This window comes from Kocuria sediminis (assembly GCF_009735315.1).
In the GTDB taxonomy this organism is placed as follows: Bacteria; Actinomycetota; Actinomycetes; order Actinomycetales; family Micrococcaceae; genus Kocuria; species Kocuria turfanensis.
Map to the genome: position 1 here is coordinate 32,312 of NZ_WOGU01000015.1, position 19,221 is coordinate 51,532.

General features: G+C 73.3%; 21 protein-coding genes. 9 read left to right on the top strand and 12 right to left on the bottom strand.

The genetic code is table 11. From position 1 onward, the window contains the following. Nucleotides 1–157: 157 nt before the first annotated feature. Nucleotides 158–1,093, top strand: a complete 936-nt coding sequence (locus GMA12_RS15615; protein WP_162459949.1) for a 3-methyladenine DNA glycosylase — start codon at nt 158–160, stop codon at nt 1,091–1,093. After that, nucleotides 1,090–1,452, top strand: a complete 363-nt coding sequence (locus GMA12_RS15620; protein ID WP_162459950.1) for a Rieske 2Fe-2S domain-containing protein — start codon at nt 1,090–1,092, stop codon at nt 1,450–1,452. The genes GMA12_RS15615 and GMA12_RS15620 overlap by 4 nt, the downstream gene beginning before the upstream one ends. Nucleotides 1,453–1,459: 7 nt before the next feature. Here the strand turns inward: GMA12_RS15620 and GMA12_RS19610 are convergent, their stop codons facing one another. Next, complete coding sequence (locus GMA12_RS19610; protein WP_156270436.1) at nt 1,460–2,062, bottom strand: helix-turn-helix domain-containing protein; 603 nt, start codon at nt 2,060–2,062, stop codon at nt 1,460–1,462. Between the two features lie 193 nt (nt 2,063–2,255). Between GMA12_RS19610 and GMA12_RS15630 the strand changes: the two genes are divergently transcribed. Continuing rightward, complete coding sequence (locus GMA12_RS15630) at nt 2,256–2,678, top strand: CBS domain-containing protein (protein WP_156270437.1); 423 nt, start codon at nt 2,256–2,258, stop codon at nt 2,676–2,678. A gap of 47 nt (nt 2,679–2,725) precedes the next feature. Here the strand turns inward: GMA12_RS15630 and GMA12_RS15635 are convergent, their stop codons facing one another. The 7 genes from GMA12_RS15635 to GMA12_RS19040 form a co-directional block, all read right to left on the bottom strand. Beyond that, nucleotides 2,726–4,519 (bottom strand): glycoside hydrolase family 15 protein, encoded by a 1,794-nt coding sequence (locus GMA12_RS15635; RefSeq protein WP_370831791.1) that lies wholly within the window; start codon nt 4,517–4,519, stop codon nt 2,726–2,728. Between the two features lie 20 nt (nt 4,520–4,539). Next, nucleotides 4,540–5,379 (bottom strand): SDR family oxidoreductase, encoded by an 840-nt coding sequence (locus tag GMA12_RS15640; RefSeq protein WP_156270438.1) that lies wholly within the window; start codon nt 5,377–5,379, stop codon nt 4,540–4,542. A gap of 153 nt (nt 5,380–5,532) precedes the next feature. Next, a complete protein-coding gene (locus GMA12_RS15645; protein WP_156270439.1) occupies nt 5,533–6,621 on the bottom strand; it encodes a hypothetical protein in 1,089 nt (362 codons plus the stop codon). Continuing rightward, nucleotides 6,618–7,583 (bottom strand): sporulation-delaying protein SdpB family protein, encoded by a 966-nt coding sequence (locus GMA12_RS15650; protein WP_156270440.1) that lies wholly within the window; start codon nt 7,581–7,583, stop codon nt 6,618–6,620. Before GMA12_RS15650 ends, GMA12_RS15645 begins: the two co-directional genes overlap by 4 nt. Beyond that, a complete protein-coding gene (locus tag GMA12_RS15655; protein WP_156270441.1) occupies nt 7,576–8,160 on the bottom strand; it encodes an SdpA family antimicrobial peptide system protein in 585 nt (194 codons plus the stop codon). Before GMA12_RS15655 ends, GMA12_RS15650 begins: the two co-directional genes overlap by 8 nt. After that, nucleotides 8,157–8,843: a sporulation delaying protein family toxin gene (locus tag GMA12_RS15660; RefSeq protein ID WP_156270442.1), complete on the bottom strand. Its 687-nt coding sequence runs from the start codon at nt 8,841–8,843 to the stop codon at nt 8,157–8,159. The genes GMA12_RS15655 and GMA12_RS15660 overlap by 4 nt, the downstream gene beginning before the upstream one ends. Nucleotides 8,844–8,852: 9 nt before the next feature. After that, nucleotides 8,853–9,227 (bottom strand): SdpI family protein, encoded by a 375-nt coding sequence (locus tag GMA12_RS19040; protein WP_156270443.1) that lies wholly within the window; start codon nt 9,225–9,227, stop codon nt 8,853–8,855. A 311-nt stretch (nt 9,228–9,538) separates the two neighbouring features. Here GMA12_RS19040 and purS point away from each other — a divergent pair, with 311 nt between their 5' ends. From purS to cls, 5 genes are all read left to right on the top strand, one after another. Then, nucleotides 9,539–9,796, top strand: a complete 258-nt coding sequence (purS, locus tag GMA12_RS15670; RefSeq protein WP_062735294.1) for a phosphoribosylformylglycinamidine synthase subunit PurS — start codon at nt 9,539–9,541, stop codon at nt 9,794–9,796. Nucleotides 9,797–9,798: 2 nt separating this feature from the next. Continuing rightward, nucleotides 9,799–10,587: a phosphoribosylformylglycinamidine synthase subunit PurQ gene (purQ, locus tag GMA12_RS15675; RefSeq protein ID WP_156270444.1), complete on the top strand. Its 789-nt coding sequence runs from the start codon at nt 9,799–9,801 to the stop codon at nt 10,585–10,587. Nucleotides 10,588–10,604: 17 nt separating this feature from the next. Further along, entirely contained in the window at nt 10,605–12,902 is a 2,298-nt protein-coding gene (purL, locus tag GMA12_RS15680; protein ID WP_156270445.1) for a phosphoribosylformylglycinamidine synthase subunit PurL, read from the top strand. A gap of 93 nt (nt 12,903–12,995) precedes the next feature. Next, nucleotides 12,996–13,514, top strand: coding sequence for a GNAT family N-acetyltransferase (locus GMA12_RS15685; protein ID WP_156270446.1), 519 nt, complete (start codon nt 12,996–12,998; stop codon nt 13,512–13,514). Between the two features lie 37 nt (nt 13,515–13,551). Then, nucleotides 13,552–15,045, top strand: a complete 1,494-nt coding sequence (gene cls, locus GMA12_RS15690) for a cardiolipin synthase (RefSeq protein WP_370831798.1) — start codon at nt 13,552–13,554, stop codon at nt 15,043–15,045. 51 nt (nt 15,046–15,096) lie between these two features. On the opposite strand, the gene GMA12_RS15695 is transcribed toward cls, so the two are convergent. From GMA12_RS15695 to GMA12_RS15710, 4 genes are all read right to left on the bottom strand, one after another. After that, nucleotides 15,097–15,897, bottom strand: coding sequence for an anti-sigma factor (locus tag GMA12_RS15695; RefSeq protein ID WP_156270447.1), 801 nt, complete (start codon nt 15,895–15,897; stop codon nt 15,097–15,099). Next, nucleotides 15,881–16,444, bottom strand: coding sequence for an RNA polymerase sigma factor (locus GMA12_RS15700; protein ID WP_156270448.1), 564 nt, complete (start codon nt 16,442–16,444; stop codon nt 15,881–15,883). Before GMA12_RS15700 ends, GMA12_RS15695 begins: the two co-directional genes overlap by 17 nt. 127 nt (nt 16,445–16,571) lie before the next feature. Then, entirely contained in the window at nt 16,572–17,438 is an 867-nt protein-coding gene (locus tag GMA12_RS19615; RefSeq protein WP_156270449.1) for a sortase domain-containing protein, read from the bottom strand. Then, on the bottom strand, nt 17,438–18,256 hold the full coding sequence (locus tag GMA12_RS15710; protein WP_156270450.1) for a DUF4397 domain-containing protein: 819 nt from the start codon (nt 18,254–18,256) through the stop codon (nt 17,438–17,440). Before GMA12_RS15710 ends, GMA12_RS19615 begins: the two co-directional genes overlap by 1 nt. Nucleotides 18,257–18,460: 204 nt before the next feature. On the opposite strand from GMA12_RS15710, the gene GMA12_RS15715 reads away from it, so the two are divergent. Next, nucleotides 18,461–19,207, top strand: a complete 747-nt coding sequence (locus GMA12_RS15715; protein ID WP_370831803.1) for an SDR family NAD(P)-dependent oxidoreductase — start codon at nt 18,461–18,463, stop codon at nt 19,205–19,207. The last annotated feature ends 14 nt before the right edge of the window (nt 19,208–19,221 follow it).

Genomic DNA, 19,221 nt, shown 5'->3' on the forward strand with positions numbered 1-19,221 from the left:
CGGATCTCGGTGGTCACGGCCGCCGACCGCCTCGACGAGGCCGTGCGCGTGGTGCACAGCGCCTTCGGCCTCGACTCCGAGGACGAGGCCACGGTGTACGCGGGGACCGGCCGCTGACCGGTCCGCTGCGCTCCACCGGTCCGACGGGGCGGGTCCGGTGACCCGCCCCGTCGCCGTCCTGTCCCGGGCGGACTGGGAGCCGCGCGCGCACGCCCACGAGCGGCGCGCGGCCGCCCACGCGGACCCGTTCGTGGCCCGCCGGCACCGCGGGGCCAAGCACCCGGTCGAGGACTTCCTGTTCACCTACTACACGCTCAAGCCGGCGCAGCTCAAGCGCTGGCACCCCGGGACGGGCGTGGTCCTGCTGGACGCGGCCGGGCGCGCCGGGGAGAAGTTCTACCGCGCGCTCACCGGCCCCGAGCTGACGGCGCTCGGGCTCGACGCCGCCGACGGGGCGGTGACGGTCGACGCCGCCGCCTTCCGGGAGCGGCGGGGCGCCGCGGTCGACTTCGCCCGCGCGGTGCTGGGCGCGCACGCGCGCAACCCCGGCTTCCTCGGCTGCTTCGGGCTGCACGAGTGGGCGATGGCGTACCGCTCGGAGGACAACGAGCTCCGGCACGAGTACCTCGAGCTGCGGCTGGGCGCCGAGGGCACCGACGCCGTCGTCGAGTCCTCCCGCATCCGCTGCACCCACTTCGACGCGTTCCGGTTCTTCCAGCCGCAGGCGGTCCCGCTCAACGAGCTGCGGCCGACGCGGGAGTCCCAGCGCCGGCTGGAGCAGCCGGGCTGCCTGCACGCCACCATGGACCTCTACAAGTGGGCGTACAAGCTCGTGCCCGCGATCCCCTCCGAGCTGCTCATGGACTGCTTCGAGCTGGCCCGGGACGTGCGGGAGACCGACATGCAGGCCGCCCCCTACGACCTCTCCGGCTGGGGCTACGAACCCGTGCGGATCGAGACGCCGGAGGGCAAGGCCGAGTACGTGCGCCGGCAGCGGGACTTCGCCCGGCGGGCCGAGCCGCTGCGCCGCCGGCTGGCCGAGGCCATCGACCTGCTCGACCCGGAGCACGCCACCGGCGGGGCCGCCGCGTGAGCTCGACCGGACCGTGGGAGCGGATCGTGGAGGCCTCCGCCGTGCCGGAGCCGCTCGACTTCGTGACCGCCGCCGCCCGCGGAGGGCCGGTGATCGTCGCCCGTGACGCGGAGGGCGCCCTGCACGTGCTGCGCAACGCCTGCACCCACCAGCAGGCCGCCGTGTGCCGCGAGGCCGCCGGACGCGCCGAGAGCTTCGAGTGCCCCAACCACTACTGGGTCTTCGCGCCCGACGGCCGGTTCCTGGGCTCGCGCCTGGCGCTCGCGGCCGGCCGGCGCGCGCCGGCGGACCCGGCCAAGGACCTGACCGCCGCCGCGGTCGAGGTGGTCGACGGCTGGGTCGTGGCCCGCTTCGGCTGAACCGGGATCAGTCCGCCGCGGGCGCGGCCCCGGCGTCGTGGCGCTGCCGCCCCGCCAGCCAGTCCTGGACGTCGGAGCGGCGGATCCGGCGGTGGCTGCCGCGGTACTGCACCGGGATCACGCCCTCGCTGGTGAGGTTGCGCAGGTAGGTGTGGGAGATCCCGGCCAGCGCCGCCGCCTGGGACGTGGTCAGCAGCTCCGCCGCGGCGTCGGCGGAGTCGGCGGCGTCCTCGCCGTGGCGGGCCAGCCAGGCCTGGATGTCCGAGCGGCGGATCCGGCGGTGGCTGCCGCGGTACTGCACCGGGATCACGCCTTCGCTGGTGAGGTTGCGCAGGTAGGTGTGGGAGATCCCGGCCAGCGCCGCCGCCTGGGACGTGGTCAGCAGCTCCTCGGAGCCGGTCAGCGGCTGCCGGGCGGAGCTCACGGTGACGGACTCCCCGCGCGTGAGCCGGGACAGGAGGTCGACGACGGCGTCGCGCGCGCCCTCCGGCAGGCGCAGGGAGGTGCCGTCCACGAAGACCGTCACGTCCCGGGACTCCAGGGCCTGCGCCAGTCGTTCGGCGTCCCGGCCGTCGAGTCCGGGGGTGGTCGTCGGAGGGTGCTGGGTCATGGGCCCATTCTTCCAGCCCGCCGGCCGCGCCACGCCGCCGGTCCGGCTCCGCCCTCCGGGGCAGACAAGCCCGGGCGCGGCTCCTACCCTGGTGCCACGGACCGCCGGCGCGCCGGCGGTCCGCGTCCACCGAGCAGGAGTCCACCGAGTAGGCGTTGCTCGGGCAGGAGTCCCTGGAGCAGGAGGAGCAGCCATGACGAAGGCACGCGAGATCATGACCCCCGGTGCGGAGTGCATCGGCGAGCAGGAGACCCTCGAGGCGGCCGCCCGGAAGATGAAGGACCTGGGCGTCGGCGCCCTGCCCGTCTGCGGGGAGCACGGCCGGCTGGTCGGCGTGCTGACCGACCGGGACATCGTCGTGCGCTGCATCGCGGACGGCGGGGACGCCCGGACGGCCCGGGCCCGGGAGCTCGCCGAGGGCAAGCCCGTGACCATCGGCGCCGACGACAGCGTCGAGGAGGCCATGCGGACCATGCAGGAGCACCAGGTGCGCCGCCTGCCGGTGATCGACGGGCACGACCTCGTCGGGATGCTCAGCCAGGCGGACGTCGCCCGCTCCCTGCCCGAGGACCGGGTCGGGGAGCTCGTGCGCCTCGTCTCCGCCGACCGGTACTGACGGCCGGGCCCTGACCGGCGCCGGCCGCGTCGCGGGAGCGGCGCCGGTCAGGACCGGCCCGTGTCCTCCAGGGTCAGGGCCGCGGTCAGCAGCGCGAGGTGGCTCAGGGCCTGCGGGAAGTTGCCGAGGAACGCGTCGTCCGCGGGGTCGATCATCTCGGTGTAGAGGCCCAGGTCGTTGCCCCGGCCGAGCATCTCGTCCATGAGCTCGACGGCCTCGTCCTGCCGGCCCACGTGGGCGAGCGCCGCCACGGCCCAGAACGAGCAGGCGACGAAGGCGCCCTCCTCGTGCTGCATCCCGCTGTAGCGGTGCAGCAGGGGGCCGGTGCCCAGCTCCTCCCGCAGCGCGTCGATGGTGCAGCTCATCCGCGGACCCCGGTCCAGGCCGCTGATCGCGTGCAGCAGCACCGAGGTGTCGAGCTCGTCCGTGCCCGGGTACCAGACGTAGGCTCCGCGCGCGGCGCTCCAGCAGTTCTCGTCGATCCACGTGGCGATCCGGTCCCGCTCCGCCCGCCAGCGGTCGGCGCCGCCGGGGATCTGGCCGACGTCGGCCAGGTGCACCGCGCGGTCGAGGCCGTGCCAGCAGCCCATCTTCGAGCTCGTGTAGTGGCGGTGCTCGGGCAGCTCCCACATCCCGGCGTCGGGACGGCGCCACAGGTCGCAGATCCGGTCGGCCACGTCGGCGAGCATCCGCCCGGTGGCCGCGTCGAGCACGTTGCCGCCGTCCACGTAGAGGTCCACCATGTCGAAGAGGTCCCCGTAGACACCCAGCTGGAGCTGCTCGGCGGCGGCGTTGCCCGAGACCACGGGGCCCACGCCCTGCCACCCCGGGGCCTCGTAGACGGTCGTCCCGTCCCCGGGCACCGCGCCGTTGAGCCGGTTGAGCACGTGCAGCTGCGGGGACTGTGCCCGGGCCAGGCGCAGCAGCCAGGACACCGCGGCGTGCACGTCCTCCTGCTCGCCCAGGCGCAGGAGCGCGTGCAGGGTGTAGGCGGCGTCGCGCACCCAGGCGAAGCGGTAGTCGTAGTTCTTGGTGCCCGCCCGGTTCTCCGGCAGCGAGGTGGTGGCGGCGGCGGCGATCGAGCCGGACGGCCCGTGGCTGAGCATCTTCAGCGTGAGGGCGCTGCGCTCCACGTCGGCCCGGTAGGGGCCGTCGTACTCCAGCAGGTCGGTCCAGCGCCGCCACATGTCCAGGGTGAGGTCCACGTTCTTGCGGATGCTCGCCGGGGTGGGCAGCCGCAGCGGCTCGCTGTGCGTCGAGACGACCGCGAGCAGGTGCTGGGAGCCCGGGGTCGTGCCGAAGCGCCCGGAGATCTCCTGCCCGCCCACCACGCACTCGCCCAGCGCCTCCGAGCGCACCCCGAACGACACCGCGTCCACGCGCAGCACGGGGCCCTGCTCGGTGTCCTGGATCCAGGGGGAGACCGTGTTGAACATCGTCCCCGGGGTCACCCGCCACGTCATGGGCACCTCCCCGGCGACGCCCTCCACCGTGCGGGCCAGCTCGTTCCACGGCAGCCGCCCGGTGGAGCCGACGTTGAGCGAGTCCGTCACCCGCACCACCCCGGTGTCGGTCGTGTAGGTGGTCTGCAGCACGTTCGTGCCGGGCACGTAGCCGCGGCTGGTCGCGAAGGGGCCGGCCGGGGACAGCTCCACGCACCCACCGTGCTCGGCGTCCAGCAGCCGCGCGAACGCGGGGGCGGAGTCCAGATCGGGCACCGGGTACCAGTCCACGGACCCGTCGTGGGCCACCATCGCGACCGTGCGGCCGTCCCCGATGGCCGCGTAGGAGCGCAGCTCCACGTAGCCGTCCCGGCGGGGTGACAGGTCGGACGGTGCCACGACGGGCCGTGGACGGGCCGTCACAGGATCGGCTTGCCCCCGGTCACGGCGACCCGGGACCCGGAGATGTAGCTGCCGTCGTCGGAGGCCAGCAGCACGTAGACGGGCGCCAGCTCGGCAGGCTGCCCGGCGCGCCCCAAGGGGACGTCGTCGCCGAAGGCGCCGACCTTCTCCGGGGGCATGGTCGCCGGGATGAGCGGCGTCCAGATCGGACCGGGGGCCACGCTGTTCACGCGGATGCCCTTCTCCCCCAGCATCTGCGCCAGGCCGGCGGAGAAGTTCGCGATCGCGGCCTTCGTCGCGGCGTAGGGCGCCAGCTGCGGGGACGGCTGGTCGGACTGCACCGAGGAGCTGCCGATGATCGCCGAGCCGGGGGCCATGTGCGGCACCGCGGCCTTGGTCAGGTGGAACATCGCCCCGACGTTGAGCCGGAAGGTGTAGTCCCACTCCTCGTCGCTGATCTCGTCGAGGCTCTCGTGGCTCATCTGGAAGGCGGCGTTGGAGACCAGCACGTCGACCTTGCCGAACTCCTGGACGGCCCGGTCCACGACGCCGCGGCAGTGCGCCGGGTCGGAGAGGTCCCCGCGCACCAGCACGGCCTTGCGCCCGGCCTCCTCGATCCAGCGGGCGGTGTCCTGGGCGTCGTCGTCCTCCTCGAGATAGGCCACCAGGACGTCCGCGCCCTCCCGCGCGTAGGCGATCGCCGCGGCGCGGCCGATGCCGCTGTCGCCGCCGGTGATGATCGCGGCCTTGCCCTCGAGCTTGCCGGAGCCGCGGTAGCTGTGCTCCCCGCAGTCCGGGACGGGGGTCATCTCCGACTGCTCGCCGGGGACGTCCTGCTGCTGTTCTGGCTGACTCATGACGTGGTCCTTCCGAGGTGTGCGGTTCCGGTCGGTGCACGCGCCGGCCACCGGGACACCCCGATGATCAGCACGCTGACCACTTTAGGCGGTCCGGGACGGGCGGTCGACCCCGGACCGGCGGACCGGCCCGGCCGCCGGGCGGCGGGCCCGTCAGGGCTTCGCCAGGAACTCGGCGACGACCTGCTGGGGGGCCAGTACCAGGGACCGCGGTCTCGAGGCCTCCTGCTGCCGGTAGCCCCACATCGCGGCCGCTTCGCGCTGCGCCGGAGTGCCGTGGTGCCACGGCGCGCCCGCCGCGCAGTCCCCGAGCTCGCCGTACACCGTGAACCGCCCGCGCAGCTTCTGCCACTGCCACGCCATGCCGTGCGGATGGGAGAGGAAGTATGCGCTCAGGGCGTCCGCCGCGAGTTCGTCGCCGCGGACGTCGCCGCGGACGGAGCCGTCCATCCGCCAGCCCACCAGGTGCGCGTACTCGTGGGCGAGCAGGACGTCCACGGCGTGCTCGTGGCCGAGGTCCCGCAGCGCCGCCGCAGAGCCCTCTCCGACCGCGACCACGCTTCTGCGGCCTGTGCCGGCCGCAATCTCGTCCGAGAAGCGGTGCGCGAAGGTGACATTGGTGAACGCGGGGTGGTCACCGTGGTCGAACCTCTCCTGGTCCACGTAGGCGGCGACGTACTCGGCGAGCGCATCGGCGTCGGCCGCACGCATGCCGAAGACGTCGCGGTAGACACGCGAGGTCCGCTCCGGATCCGTCAGCATGCTCCCGTCGAGGGACAACAGCGCGGTCCCACCCGGTTCCGCCCCCCAGAAACCGGCCAGTTTCCGCCAGATCCGCTGGTGCTCGGGCGCCGGCCGCGCTCCGGGCAACACCGGCTCCTGCGGCGAGCCGAGAGCGGGATGGAGACCGTACATCACCTCGTAGGCCGGCAACATGGTCGCCGCCGCCGCGCCGAGCACGGCCCGGTCCAGGCCGGTCCAGTCCGCGGTGGCCTCCGCCGACCAGCGCTGCAGACCCGTCGCACGGCACGCACCGCCGACCTCTCCGGCGGGGGCGGCGGCGAACGCCACGTCGGTGTGCTCGCGGAACGCCTCGGCGGCCCTCTCCAGCGCCTCCAGGGCCGGGGCCGGGGGCAGTCCGCCGGCGGGATGCTCCCCGGCCGCGGCGGCCGGTGCGAGGGCGGTGAGGCCGACCGCGAGGACGGCGGCCAGCGGTGTCCGCACGAAGTTCCAGCGTTTCATGCCAGGCTCCTCTCCCGCTCCGGGTCCACGGCGTCCGGCACGGAACGCTGCGGGACCAGCGGCGCCGCCCCGTCCGCGTCAGCCCCTCGCGGCCTCGTCCACTGCCACCCCGCCGTGCACACGATCACGGCCCCCATCATGATCAGGCCGAAGGACCACAGGCCGACCACGGCGACGATGCCGAGGTGCAGGAGCACGCAGAGAACCAGGGCGATGACCCGCCACCGGTTCCGCACCAGCAGGAGCACGGCGATCGCCACCTCGAGCGCAATGGTTCCCCAGGTCAGCGTCAGTGCCACCACGGGCACGCCGGACAGGTCGGCCACCACTCGGCCGAGCCAGTTGCCGGCGCCGAAGAACTCTCCTCGGAGCACGTAGTACACCGCGCTGCCCTGCTGCCAGTCCGGGACCGCCAGCTTGGAGAGGGAGCTATCCAGATAGACATAGGCCATCTGGGCCCGGAGGCCGATGTGGCCGGCCCAGGAGACAGGTGTCAGGCGGGACCGGTCGCGGGGCGGCGTCCGAGCCCCCCACTGCCAGGTCCTGCTGTCGCCCGCACAGATGAGCACGAGGAAGAACGTGGCCACCTGCGCCACGGCCTCTCCCCCGTCCACCAGCGCGAACGAGGTGCTGATCGACAAGGACACCCACCAGTGCAGGACCGCGGTCAGGCGCGGCAGGACGCCGACCACCACACTGATCAGGACGAGGGAGGCGACCACGGTCTCGACCAGGTGGCCCTCCCCCCAACCGAAGCAGTACAGCGAGATCCTGTCCACCGCGGTTCGGCACTGCGGCTCGACGAACTCCCCCAGCAGAGGGACGAAGTACTTCTCCGACGGCGTGAACCAGAGGACGGTCAGCTGGGCCAGCGCGATGACGGTGCGCCCGGCGGAGACGAAGCGGCTCGTCGGGTCGAAGGAGGCCACAGACCTGTCGACCGCGGCCAGCACGTTATGCACGGCAGGTCACCTCCAGCACCGCCACGCGGTTGAAGACCCGCTGGTGGTCGTAGTAGTCGCGGTACGCCCACGGCACGGGGGCGGTCTCCGCCATGACGACCCGCCCGCACATCGTGGGGTCGGGGGTGTTGTTCTCCACCCGGTTCACGGGGAAATCCTCGGCTCCGTCCAGGCACGCAACGGTGGTGCTGGCCGAGCACTCGACCCACTCGTCGATCTGCTGCACGATGTATCCCGACTCGGTTCCCTGCGCACGCTGGGCCCGGCTCAATCCGTACAGGTTCTCGCGTCTGCCCTGGGGCAGCGCGGACATCGACTCGACCGCTCCGGAGGCCGTGATCCGGTAGGGAACGGCCTCCGGGTCGCTGGGCGGCTTGGTGAAGAACTCCCATGCCTGGGGGAAGAAGTGGGTGGCCAGCCGGCGCGGCGCAGAGTCGTCCCGGGTGGCCAGGGTGTTGCTGGGCTGCCCGAAGAAGATGGTGACCGCGAGGAGCGCCAGAACGGCGGCCAGGGCGCCGAGCCCGAGGAGGGAGCGGCCGGTGGCGGGCCGCGCACCGCCCGGTGCGCGCCGGCTCATGCCAGTGCGTCGGTCATGTCCGCGACGAAGGCCCCCCGCTCGACGTCGTTGAACTCCTTCGGGTCGTCCATGAGGTACCAGGTGACGATCCCGAGGGTGGCCAGTGCGAAGGTGGCCAGGCCCACGTTGGCGTACACGGCCGCGTTCGCGACCGCCCCGATGTGGGCGTAGGCGGCGATCTGGCTCCCCAGGTAGACATTCGTGGTGGTGTGCCAGTATCCGAGCCCGGTCATCCCCGGGTCCTGCACCGGGCCGGGTCGCGCCTGGGAGGCCTCCGCGGCGACGTACTCCTCCAGCTGCGCGGTGACGGTCTTGAGCGCCTTCTCCACCAGCAGGGGGTCCCCGGAGGTCAGCGGGACGGCGACCGTCTCGTGGAAGCGGGGGGTCGCCCGCAGGAAGGAGTCGATGAAGTCGGCGAGCTCGGCCTCCTGCGGCAGGGGCCGGCCGGGGGCGAAGCCGAGCGACTCCACGATGTCCGGGTGCTGCTCGGCGATGGGGCCCACCCCGGCGAAGAGCAGCTGCAGGATCTCCTCGTCCGAGTGCGTCGAAGGGATCGAGACGCCTGCGGCGGGCTCGCTGCCGGGCGTCTCCGCCGGGGCCGCCGCCGCCGGGGCGACGGAGCCGGCGACGAGGCAGAGGGCGGCGGCCCACAGGGCCAGAGGCTGGGCGACGTACTTGTTCACTGCGTGCTCCTAGGGGGTTTCGAGCCGTCTGGCACGGCGGTCCGCGGTGACGGCGGCGGTGATCAGCAGGAAGACGGCCACGACCAGGGTCACCGCCAGGACGACGACCCCCGTGGGCCGCGTACCGGGCGCCGCCACGATCAGCGCGACCGCCGTGAGGTATCCCGTGGCGGTCACCACGGCGCACGCCAGGAGCGCGGGTCGGGCCGCGAGGTGCCCCGCGTTCCACTGCTCTGCGGACCTCAGGGTGTGCCTCGTCCGGATCCCGAAGTACCTGTTCGGCTCCAGATCCGTTCCGCGGCCGATCCGGGAGGCCACGACGGAGAGCACCGCCAGTCCCAGGAACAGCGGAGCGACGCCGATGAGGAGTCCGGGGTAGTCCACTTCTTCTCTCTTCCCACGGGGCCGCCGGCGGGGCCGGGCGGCCGGTCCGGAACTGCCCCACGGCCGTTCCACATGTCATTGCATATACATGGCTATCACGCCGCACGGCGGCCTCCGCCCGTCGGGACGCCGTCTTTCGTCCAGAGTCCCAAACCGGGGGCGTACGGCTCCGGCGGTCGGTGCCGACGGCGTGCCGCATACCACACTTCCCGCGGTCGACCCCGGTCCGGCCGGTCAGCCTGCGGCGGAACGATAGGATGGTCACCGTTCGCCGGATCCCGGCCCGCTGCACGACCCTCAGGAGTTCCCCGATGGCCCGCATTGTTGTCGACGTCATGCCCAAGCCCGAGATCCTCGACCCGCAGGGAAAGGCGATCGCCAACGAGCTGCCGCGGATCGGGCTGGACCGGTTCGCCGGTGTGCGCCAGGGCAAGCGCTTCGAGCTCACCGTCGACGGCGAGGCCACCGAGGACGTGCTGGCCCAGGCGCGCGAGGCCGCCGAGAAGCTGCTGTCCAACCCCGTGATCGAGGACGTCGTGCGGGTGGCCGTCCTGGACGAGGAGCACTGAGCATGGCCGAGACCCCGCTGATCGCGGACCTCTCCAGCCCCGCACCGGACGCCGCGCTCGCGGACGCACGGATCGGGGTCGTCACCTTCCCAGGCACCCTGGACGACCGCGACGCCGCGCGGGCCGTGATGCTCGCCGGCGGCACCCCCGTTCCCCTCTGGTACGCCGACGAGGACCTGCAGGGCGTCGACGCCGTCATCCTGCCGGGAGGCTTCTCCTACGGGGACTACCTGCGGGCCGGGGCGATCGCCCGGTTCGCCCCGCTGATGGGCCGGATCATCGACGGCGCGACCGCCGCGGGCACCTCCGGCTCCGCCCCGCTGCCGGTCCTGGGCATCTGCAACGGCTTCCAGGTCCTCACCGAGTCCCACCTGCTGCCGGGCTCCATGATCAAGAACGACCACCTCAAGTTCCTGTGCCGGGACCAGCGCCTGCGCGTGGAGAACAGCGCCACCGTGTGGACGACCGAGTTCGAGCAGGGCCAGGAGATCGTGGTCCCGCTGAAGAACCAGGACGGGCAGTACGTGGCGGACGAGCGCACCCTCGACGCCCTCGAGGCCGAGGGCCGCGTGGTCTTCCGCTACGTCGGGGTCAACCCCAACGGCTCCCGCCGGGACATCGCCGGGATCTGCAACGACCGCGGCAACGTGGTGGGCCTCATGCCGCACCCCGAGCACGCGGTGGAGCCCGGCTTCGGCGCGGACTTCTCCGCCGCCGGCGAGGTCGGCATGCGCGACGGCACGGACGGGCTGGGCCTGTTCGTCTCCGCCCTCAAGGCACTGGTCAAGTAAGGGACACCGAACACTCCATGAGCGAGAAGCACTTCAACCTGGACACCGTCGAGCACGCGGCGGGCACCCCCGACACCGAGCTGCCCTGGGCCGAGCTGGGCCTCAAGGACAACGAGTTCGAGGAGATCAAGAAGATCCTCGGCCGCCGCCCCACCGCCGCGGAGCTGGCCATGTACTCGGTCATGTGGTCCGAGCACTGCTCCTACAAGTCCTCCAAGGTGCACCTGCGCCAGTTCGGCGAGAAGGTCACCGAGGAGATGAAGAAGGACCTCCTGGTCGGCATCGGCGAGAACGCCGGCGTCACGGACCTCGGGGACGGCTGGGCCGTGACCTTCAAGATCGAGTCCCACAACCACCCGTCCTACGTGGAGCCCTACCAGGGCGCCGCCACGGGCGTGGGCGGGATCGTGCGCGACATCATCTCGATGGGCGCCCGCCCGGTGGCCGTGATGGACCCGCTGCGCTTCGGGGCGATCGACCACCCGGACACCGCCCGCGTGGTGCACGGCGTCGTCGCCGGCGTCGGCGGCTACGGCAACTCGCTGGGCCTGCCCAACATCGGCGGCGAGGTCGTCTTCGACTCCGTCTACCAGGGCAACCCGCTGGTCAACGCGCTGGCCGTGGGGGTGATGCGCCACGAGGACATCCGCCTGGCCAACGCCTCCGGCGTGGGCAACAAGGTGGTCCTCTTCGGCGCCCGCACCGGCGGCGACGGCATCGGCGGGGCCTCGGTGCTCGCCTCGGAGTCCTTCGACGACGCCAAGCCGTCCAAGCGGCCGGCCGTGCAGGTGGGCGACCCCTTCGCGGAGAAGGTGCTCATCGAGTGCTGCCTCGAGCTGTTCAAGGGCTCCCTGGTGGAGGGCATCCAGGACCTGGGCGCGGCGGGCATCTCCTGCGCCACCTCGGAGCTGGCCTCCAACGGCGAGGGCGGCATGCACGTGGACCTCACCGCGGTGCTGCTGCGCGACCCCACCCTCACCCCGGGCGAGATCCTGATGTCCGAGTCGCAGGAGCGCATGATGGCGGTCGTGACCCCGGAGCGGGTCGCGGACTTCGAGGCGGTCATGGCCAAGTGGGACGTCGAGCACTCCTGGATCGGCGAGGTCACCGACACCGGCCGGCTCGTGATCGAGTGGGGCGGCGAGGTCATCGTCGACGTCGACCCGCGCACCGTCGCCCACGAGGGCCCCGTCTACGAGCGTCCCTACCACCGCCCCGCGGACCAGGACCGGATCCAGGCCGAGCACTTCAGCGGGTCCCCCGCCGACGCCTCCCGGCCCTCGGGCGCGGAGCTGAAGCACGCCGTGCTGGAGCTCATGGCCTCGCCCAACCTGTGCGCCAAGGACTGGGTCACGGACCAGTACGACCGCTACGTGCAGGGCAACACCGCCATGGCCATGCCCGACGACGCGGGCGTGGTCCGCGTGGACGAGGAGACCGGCCTCGGCGTGGCCCTGTCCACCGACTGCAACGGCCGCTACGCCTACCTGGACCCGTACCAGGGCGCGCAGCTGGCCCTCGCCGAGGCGTACCGCAACGTGGCCACCTCCGGAGCGCGGCCCGTGGCCGTCTCCGACTGCCTGAACTTCGGCTCCCCGGAGGACCCCGAGACCATGTGGCAGTTCGCGGAGGCCGTGCGCGGGCTCGCCGACGGCTGCCAGGAGCTCGGCGTGCCGGTGACCGGCGGCAACGTCTCCCTGTACAACCAGACCGGCGGGGTCGCCATCCACCCGACCCCGGTGGTCGCGATGCTGGGCGTGCTCGACGACGTCCGCCGCCGCACCCCCTCCGGCTGGCGCGAGGACGGTCAGGCGATCTACCTGCTCGGCACCACCCGCGACGAGCTGGACGGCTCCGAGTGGGCGAACCTGCGCGGCCACCTGGGCGGGCTCCCCCCGGCCGTGGACCTGGCCCAGGAGAAGCTGCTCGGCGACCTGCTGATCAACATGTCCCGCGACGGCATGGTCGACGCCGCCCACGACGTCGCCGAGGGCGGTCTCGCCGCGACCCTGGCGGAGATGGCGCTGCGCTTCGGCGTCGGCGCGCGCATCGGCCTGGGCGAGGTGTGCGAGCGCGACGGCGTGGACCTGTTCACGATGCTCTTCTCCGAGACGCAGGGCCGCGCCGTGGTGGCCGTGCCCCGCAGCGAGGAGGTCCGGTTCAAGGACATGTGCACCATGCGCGCCTATCCGCACGAGCGGATCGGCGTGGTGGACGCCGAGAACCGCGCACTGGACGTGCAGGGCGAGTTCGGGATCGGCCTGGACGAGCTCCGCGCGGCCCACGAGGCCACCCTGCCGAGGTACTTCGCCTGATCCCCGGGGACACCCGCGCCGCCCGGCGCGGGTATCCTCGGTACCTCGGCACCGTTCCCCGCGCGACCCGCGCACGCAGAAAGCAGCACCAGCATGACTGAGGACCTCGAGGCCCTGCGTCCCGCACACGTCCTGGAGACCGACCGGCTCCTGCTCCGCCCGTTCACCGCCGAGGAGCTCGACGCCGTGGCCGCGGGCGGGACGGCGGAGCACTTCGCCGCGGGGTTCCCCGGGCCCGAGGACGTGGACTTCGCCCGCGAGTCCCTGCTGGCCGGCGGCTACTTCTCCACGGAGTCCGTCTACGCACGGCTGGCCGTCCTCGAGAAGGCGAGCGGGCAGGTGGTGGGCACCGCCGGCTTCGTGGGCCCGCCGATCGACGCGGAGCTGGAGGTCGTGGGCTCCCTGGCGGCCGGCCGCCGGAACCGGGGATACGCGCAGGAGGCGATCGCGGCGCTGCTGCGGGTCGCGTTCGCGGACCCCTCCGTCACCGCGGTGCGGGCGAGCGTGCCCGAGGACAACGCCCCGGCCGCGCAGGTGCTGGTGGCGGCGGGCTTCGTGCGGCGGGAGGGCCCGGGCCTGCAGATCGACTACGTCCTGCCCCGCCCGGCCTGAACGGCGCCCGCCCGCACCGCGCCGATAGGCTGGCACGGTGGACTTCCGCCTGCTCCCCTACGACCTGCTGCCCCTGGACGGCGTGCCACAGTCGATCCTCGTCGTCGTGGTGGTGCTCGACTGGATCCTGCGGCTCGTGGCGCTGGGCTGGATCCCGCACAACCGCCGGCCCTCGGTCGCACTGGCCTGGCTGCTGGCGATCTTCCTGCAGCCCATCGTGGGAGTGCTCCTCTTCCTCGTGATCGGCTCCACCCGGCTGCCCCGGAAGCGGATGGCGATGCAGGCGAAGATGAACGACGTCATCCGGGAGAACACCCCGGACGCGCACATCCTCGGCAACGCCCACGAGCAGCTGCCGGACTGGGTCGAGTCCACCGCGGCGCTGAACTACAGCCTCGGGGCGCTGCCCATGGTCGGCGGCAACTCCTTCGAGATCGTCACGGACAACCACGAGTGCCTGCGGGCCATGGCGGAGGCGGTGGACCGGGCCGAGGACTACGTCCACTTCGAGTTCTACATCGTGGCCGTCGACGACACGTCCCGGGTGCTCCTCGACGCCCTGGTCCGCGCGCACGAGCGCGGGGTGCGGGTCCGCGTGCTCGTCGACCACCTCGGCTCGGTCGGCTACCCGGGGTACCGGGAGCTCGTCCGGCACTTCGACCGATCCGGTCTCCCGTGGCGGCGCATGCTCCCCGTGCGGCCGTGGAAGGGCGAGTGGCAGCGGCCCGACCTGCGCAACCACCGCAAGATCCTGGTGGTCGACGGGAGCCTGGCCTTCACCGGGTCGCAGAACGTCATCCACCGCTCCTACAACAAGCGGAAGAACCTGCGGAAGGGCCTCGAGTGGAAGGACCTCATGATCCGGTGCACGGGCCCGGTCGTGGCCGAGCTCGACGCGCTGTTCACGAGCGACTGGTACTCCGAGACCGGTGACCTCCTCCTCGACGAGGTCACCCGCGAGGTGCCCGACGTCGGGGGGCCCGTCCTCGCCCAGGTCCTGCCCTCCGGGCCCGGGTTCGAGACGGAGAACAACCTGCGCCTGTTCAACCACCTGATCTACAACGCCAACGAGCAGATCATCATCGCGAGCCCCTACTTCGTCCCGGACGAGTCGCTGATGCACGCGCTGACCACCGAGGCCCAGTCCGGGGTGGACGTGCAGCTGTTCGTGGGCGAGACCTCCGACCACGTCCTCGCCCACCACGCCCAGAACTCCTACTACCAGGAACTGGTCGAGGCGGGGGTGAAGATCTACCGCTACCGCTCCCCCACGGTCCTGCACGCCAAGTTCGTGCTCGTGGACGACTACGTCTCGGTGATCGGCTCCTCCAACATGGACGAACGTTCCTTCGCCCTGGACCTCGAGGTGTCCGTGTACATCGTGGACCGCGAGTTCCGGCGGCGGATGGACGCGGTGGTCGCCGAGTTCCACGAGGCCAGCACGCTGCTGGACGTCGAGGCGTGGAAGCGGCGGCCGCTGTGGCAGAAGTACGCGGACAACGTGGCCCGGCTGACCTCGGCGCTCCTCTGAGCCCGGCGCCGCCCCGAGCCCGGCGCTGCTCCGCGCTGGGCGTGAGCCGGCTCAGGCCTGCAGGGTGCCCCGCACGATCGAGTCCCCCGAGTGCGTCGGGTCGCCGTCGATCGGCTCGTTCGAGACGTCCACGACGGGGAACTCCCCCACGTCCAGGTTCGCGGGCAGCACGAACACGGCCTCGTCCCCGGCCATCACGCCCAGGCTGACCATCCGCTGGGCGTCGGGCGCCAGCAGCCAGACCTCCTTGAAGCCCTCCACGTCGGCCGGGTCGGTGCGCACCACCAGCTGACGGGTCCCGTCCGGCCGCTCGTCCACCTCGGCCGAGCCGCGGGCGGTGTAGCCGGCCAGGGGCTCGAGCTCGGCGGTGGCCAGCACCGTGGGCTCGGGCTCCAGGCCCAGCCGCTGCGCGCCCCAGACCGAGAGGCCTCCCACCAGCAGCGCCGCCGCGGCCGCGGCGGCCGCCAGCGGATAGGGCACCCCGCGCCGGCGGCGGGCCGCGAGGTCCACGACGGTCGCCCCGCCGCGGCCACCGTCGTCGTCGGCGGGCGCGGGGTCCCCGCCGCCCGCGGCGTCGTCCTCAGCGCGCTGCCGGCCGCCGGCCCGGGAGCCGGCGAGCGGATCCGCCGCGACCGCGTCGGAGAGGCCCAGCTCGGCGTGGATGGCGGCCCAGACCTCCGGCCCCGGCGCCGCGGGGGCGGGCGGTCGCGCGCGGGCGGCCTGCACCACGTGCTGGAGGGCCTCGAGCTCCGTGGCGCACTCCGGGCACGCGGCGAGGTGCTCCTGGGCCTGGGCGTCTCCGGCCTCACCCAGAGCCAGGAGCGCCAGCGACTCCTCACTCAGGTGTGCCATGACCGTCTCCCAATCGTGTCCGCAGGTTGATGAGGCCGCGCCTCAGATGACTCTTGACCGTGCCGAGCGGCAGGTCCAGGTGCTGCGCGATCTGCTGGTGCGTGAGCTCCTCGTAGAACGCCAGCGCCATGATCGTCGACCGGGGCGGGCCCAGCCGCTCGACCTCCGCCCGCACCACGAGCCGGTCCACGAGCAGGTCCGACTCCTCGTGCCGCGGCTCCCGGTCCGACCGGACGGCGTCCGCCTGCCGGCGCTCCGCCTCCCGGCCGGCGGTCCGGGCGGCGTCGGCGATGCAGTTGCGCGCGATGCCGATCAGCCACGCGGGGGCCGAGGACTGCTCGGGGCGGTATCCGGACCGATACTTCCACGCCCGGATGAAGACCTCCTGAACGACGTCGTCCGCCGCCGTGTCGTCCCGCAGGGCCCGGACGGCGAGGCCCCGGATGACGCCCGCGCAGTGCCGGTAGGCCGCGCTGAGCGCCTGCTCGTCCCCCGCGGCGAACGCGGCGTCGAGCTCGGGTCCCCATTCCGGGGGCGGCGGCGGCATCGGCGAAGGGCTCCTCGTGGGCCGGAGGTCGTGGTGACGGGCGACCGGGTGGGACCCGGGCGTGTGCGTCCCGCCCAGCCTAGTGGACGCCGGCCATCCGGTCATGGACATCACATCCTCCCGTCCCTCAGGGCACCGGGACCGCTCTCAGCACCACGTTGTCCTCGTAGTCCCCGATCTCCTCGAGCCACTCCCCGCCGCAGGTCACGAGGTGGAGCACGGGCTCGCCCGTGCGGCGGAACAGGTCCGCGTCCGCGAGGGACTCCTTGTGGATGTGCCGGACGGACTCGGTGCGGTAGCGCTGGACGCTGCCGTCCGCGCGCTCCACCCTGACCTCCGCCCCGACCGGCACGTCCTTCAGGCGCGCCATCGGCGTGACCTCGGTGAGGGTGTCGACGTGTCCGGCGACGACCGCGGCGCCCTCCCCGGATCCGGGGGCCGGTCCGTGCCGGTACCAGCCCAGCTCCACGTGGTTGTCCGGGATGGTCATGGCGCCGTTGTCCTCGATCCCCACGGGGACCACGGACATGTCGATCGGCGACCCGTCCACCACCACCCGCACGGGGGCGGGGACGTCCGGGCGGGGCGCCTGGGTGGCGGGAGCGACGGGGACCCGGTCGGGGATCCGGTCCGGCGCCGTGCCCGCCGGCGACGGGTCCTGCGCCCGGGCCGCCGATCCGTCCGGTGCCGTGTCCTGCGCCGTCGCGGTGCCGTCCGCGGTGCCGTCCGCAGGGTCCTCCGACGGGTCGGCGGCGGGCACCGGCACGGGCGCCGGGGCCGTCCAGGGACCCGCCGCCAGGGGCGCCGACGGCGCGGGCCCGCCCTCGGCAGGGAGGGCCGTGACGGCGGCCGCGACCAGCAGGGACACGGAGGCGAGAGCCCCGGCACCCGCCGCCGCCAGACGACGACGACGGGCGCCGGGAGTGGCGGGCCCGGGCGCGCGGTGGGCCGCAGCCTGCCGCGCGCCCGGGCCGTGGCTGCCGGGGCGGTTCACTACCGGCGGTTCCCCGCGAGCACCCGGCGGGCGCCGTAGGCGGCGCCGATGAGCCCCAGCGCACCGGCGGCCGCGAGGCCGGCGGTGAGCATGGTGTCCTGCTCCTGGGCCGCCAGGCCGGACTGGCCGCCCGGCACGGCCCCGGGCGCCTGCTCCATGCCCTCGAGGGTCTGGACGGCGAGGGCCAGGTTCCCGGCCTCGAGGGAGCCCCACGCGTACACGATGTTGTGGGTGCCCTCGGCCAGCTCGAGATCGGCTGGGCCGATGACCGGCTCGGTGGTGCCGGCGGCGGCCACGGACGCGGAGACCGTGCCCGCGTCGACCGTCAGGGACTCCTCGTTCGGGTTCTCGAGACCGCTGATGACCGGCTGGCCACCGGCCAGCACGTCCACGGCCGGGGCCGCGGCCACGTGCCGGACCGTCAGCTGGGACTTGCCGGCCTCGATCTCGGACATGTCGTTGGTGAACAGGGCGGCCGTGGGGTTGCCCTCCGCGTCCAGGTGGGCCGCGGCCGTGTAGCTCGTCCCGGTCTGCAGGTCCGCGGTGACGGGGCCGATGATCGGCGCCGAGGCGTCCGCGGCGTCCGGGGCGGTGATCGCCAGGTCGTAGCTGCCGGCGGGCAGCTCCAGCGGGCCGGCCAGGGTGCCGGGCTCGAAGTCGTCCAGAGTCAGCTCGCCGTTGACGTACACGTCCACGACGGTGTCCGGGACCCCGTGCAGCACGGAGAGCTCCGCGTGCTCGGCGGCGAACGCCGGGGTCATGGTGAGGGCGCCGGCACCGAGGCCGAGGACTGCGGCGGCGGAAAGGGTCTTGCGCATGGTGTGTGCTCCTTGAACGGGCTCCCTGGCGGAAGCGGGATCGACCTTGCACCCGTACTACCGGCGGGGACCCCCCGCCGGATGCAGCAGGTCACATTTTTTCCGAGAAGTTCTTCCCGACCCGCTCCGCCCCAGAATGGGAGGGCGTCACCGCGGCCCGCCCGGGGGCGCTCCCCGTCCGCCCGCCGAGCAGCAGGAGCCACCGTGGACGACCAGCGCTTCACCGCCCGCACCGCCGTCGTCACCGGGGCGGGCTCCGGGATCGGGCGCGCCACCGCGCTCCGGCTCGCCCGGGAGGGGGCCACCGTCGTGGTGGTGGACTCCTCGGCGCGCCGGCTGGAGGACCTGGTGGCGGACGAACCCCTCCTGCCGCTGTTCCCCGTGGTGGCCGACCTCACCGAGGAGGGCGCGGCGGGCCGGGTGCTCGCGGCCGCGGACGGCCGGCTGGACGTGCTCGTCAACAACGCCGGGATCATGGACCGGTTCGAATCCGTCGCCGAGGTCGACGACGAGACGTGGGACCGGGTCTTCGCCGTCAACGTCGTCGCCGTCATGCGGCTGACCCGGGCGGCGATCCCGCTGCTGCGGGCCTCCGGCCGAGGGGCGATCGTCAACGTGGCCTCCGAGGCCTCCCTGCGCGGCTCCGCCGCCGGCGCCGCCTACACGGCCTCGAAGCACGCGGTGGTGGGGCTGACCCGCAACACCGCCCTCATGCACGCGGCCGACGGCATCCGCACCAACGCCGTGGCTCCCGGCGCGACCGCGACCGGCATCGAGGCCCCCATGGACTCGGATCTGTTCCCCGGGCGGATGGGAGCGTTCCTGCAGAACGTCCCCTACACCGCCACGGCGGAGCAGGTGGCCGCCGTCGTCGTCTTCCTCGCCAGCGACGACGCGTCCAACGTCAACGGTGTCGTCCTGCCCTCGGACGGCGGCTGGTCGGCGGTCTGAGCCGCGCGCCCGGC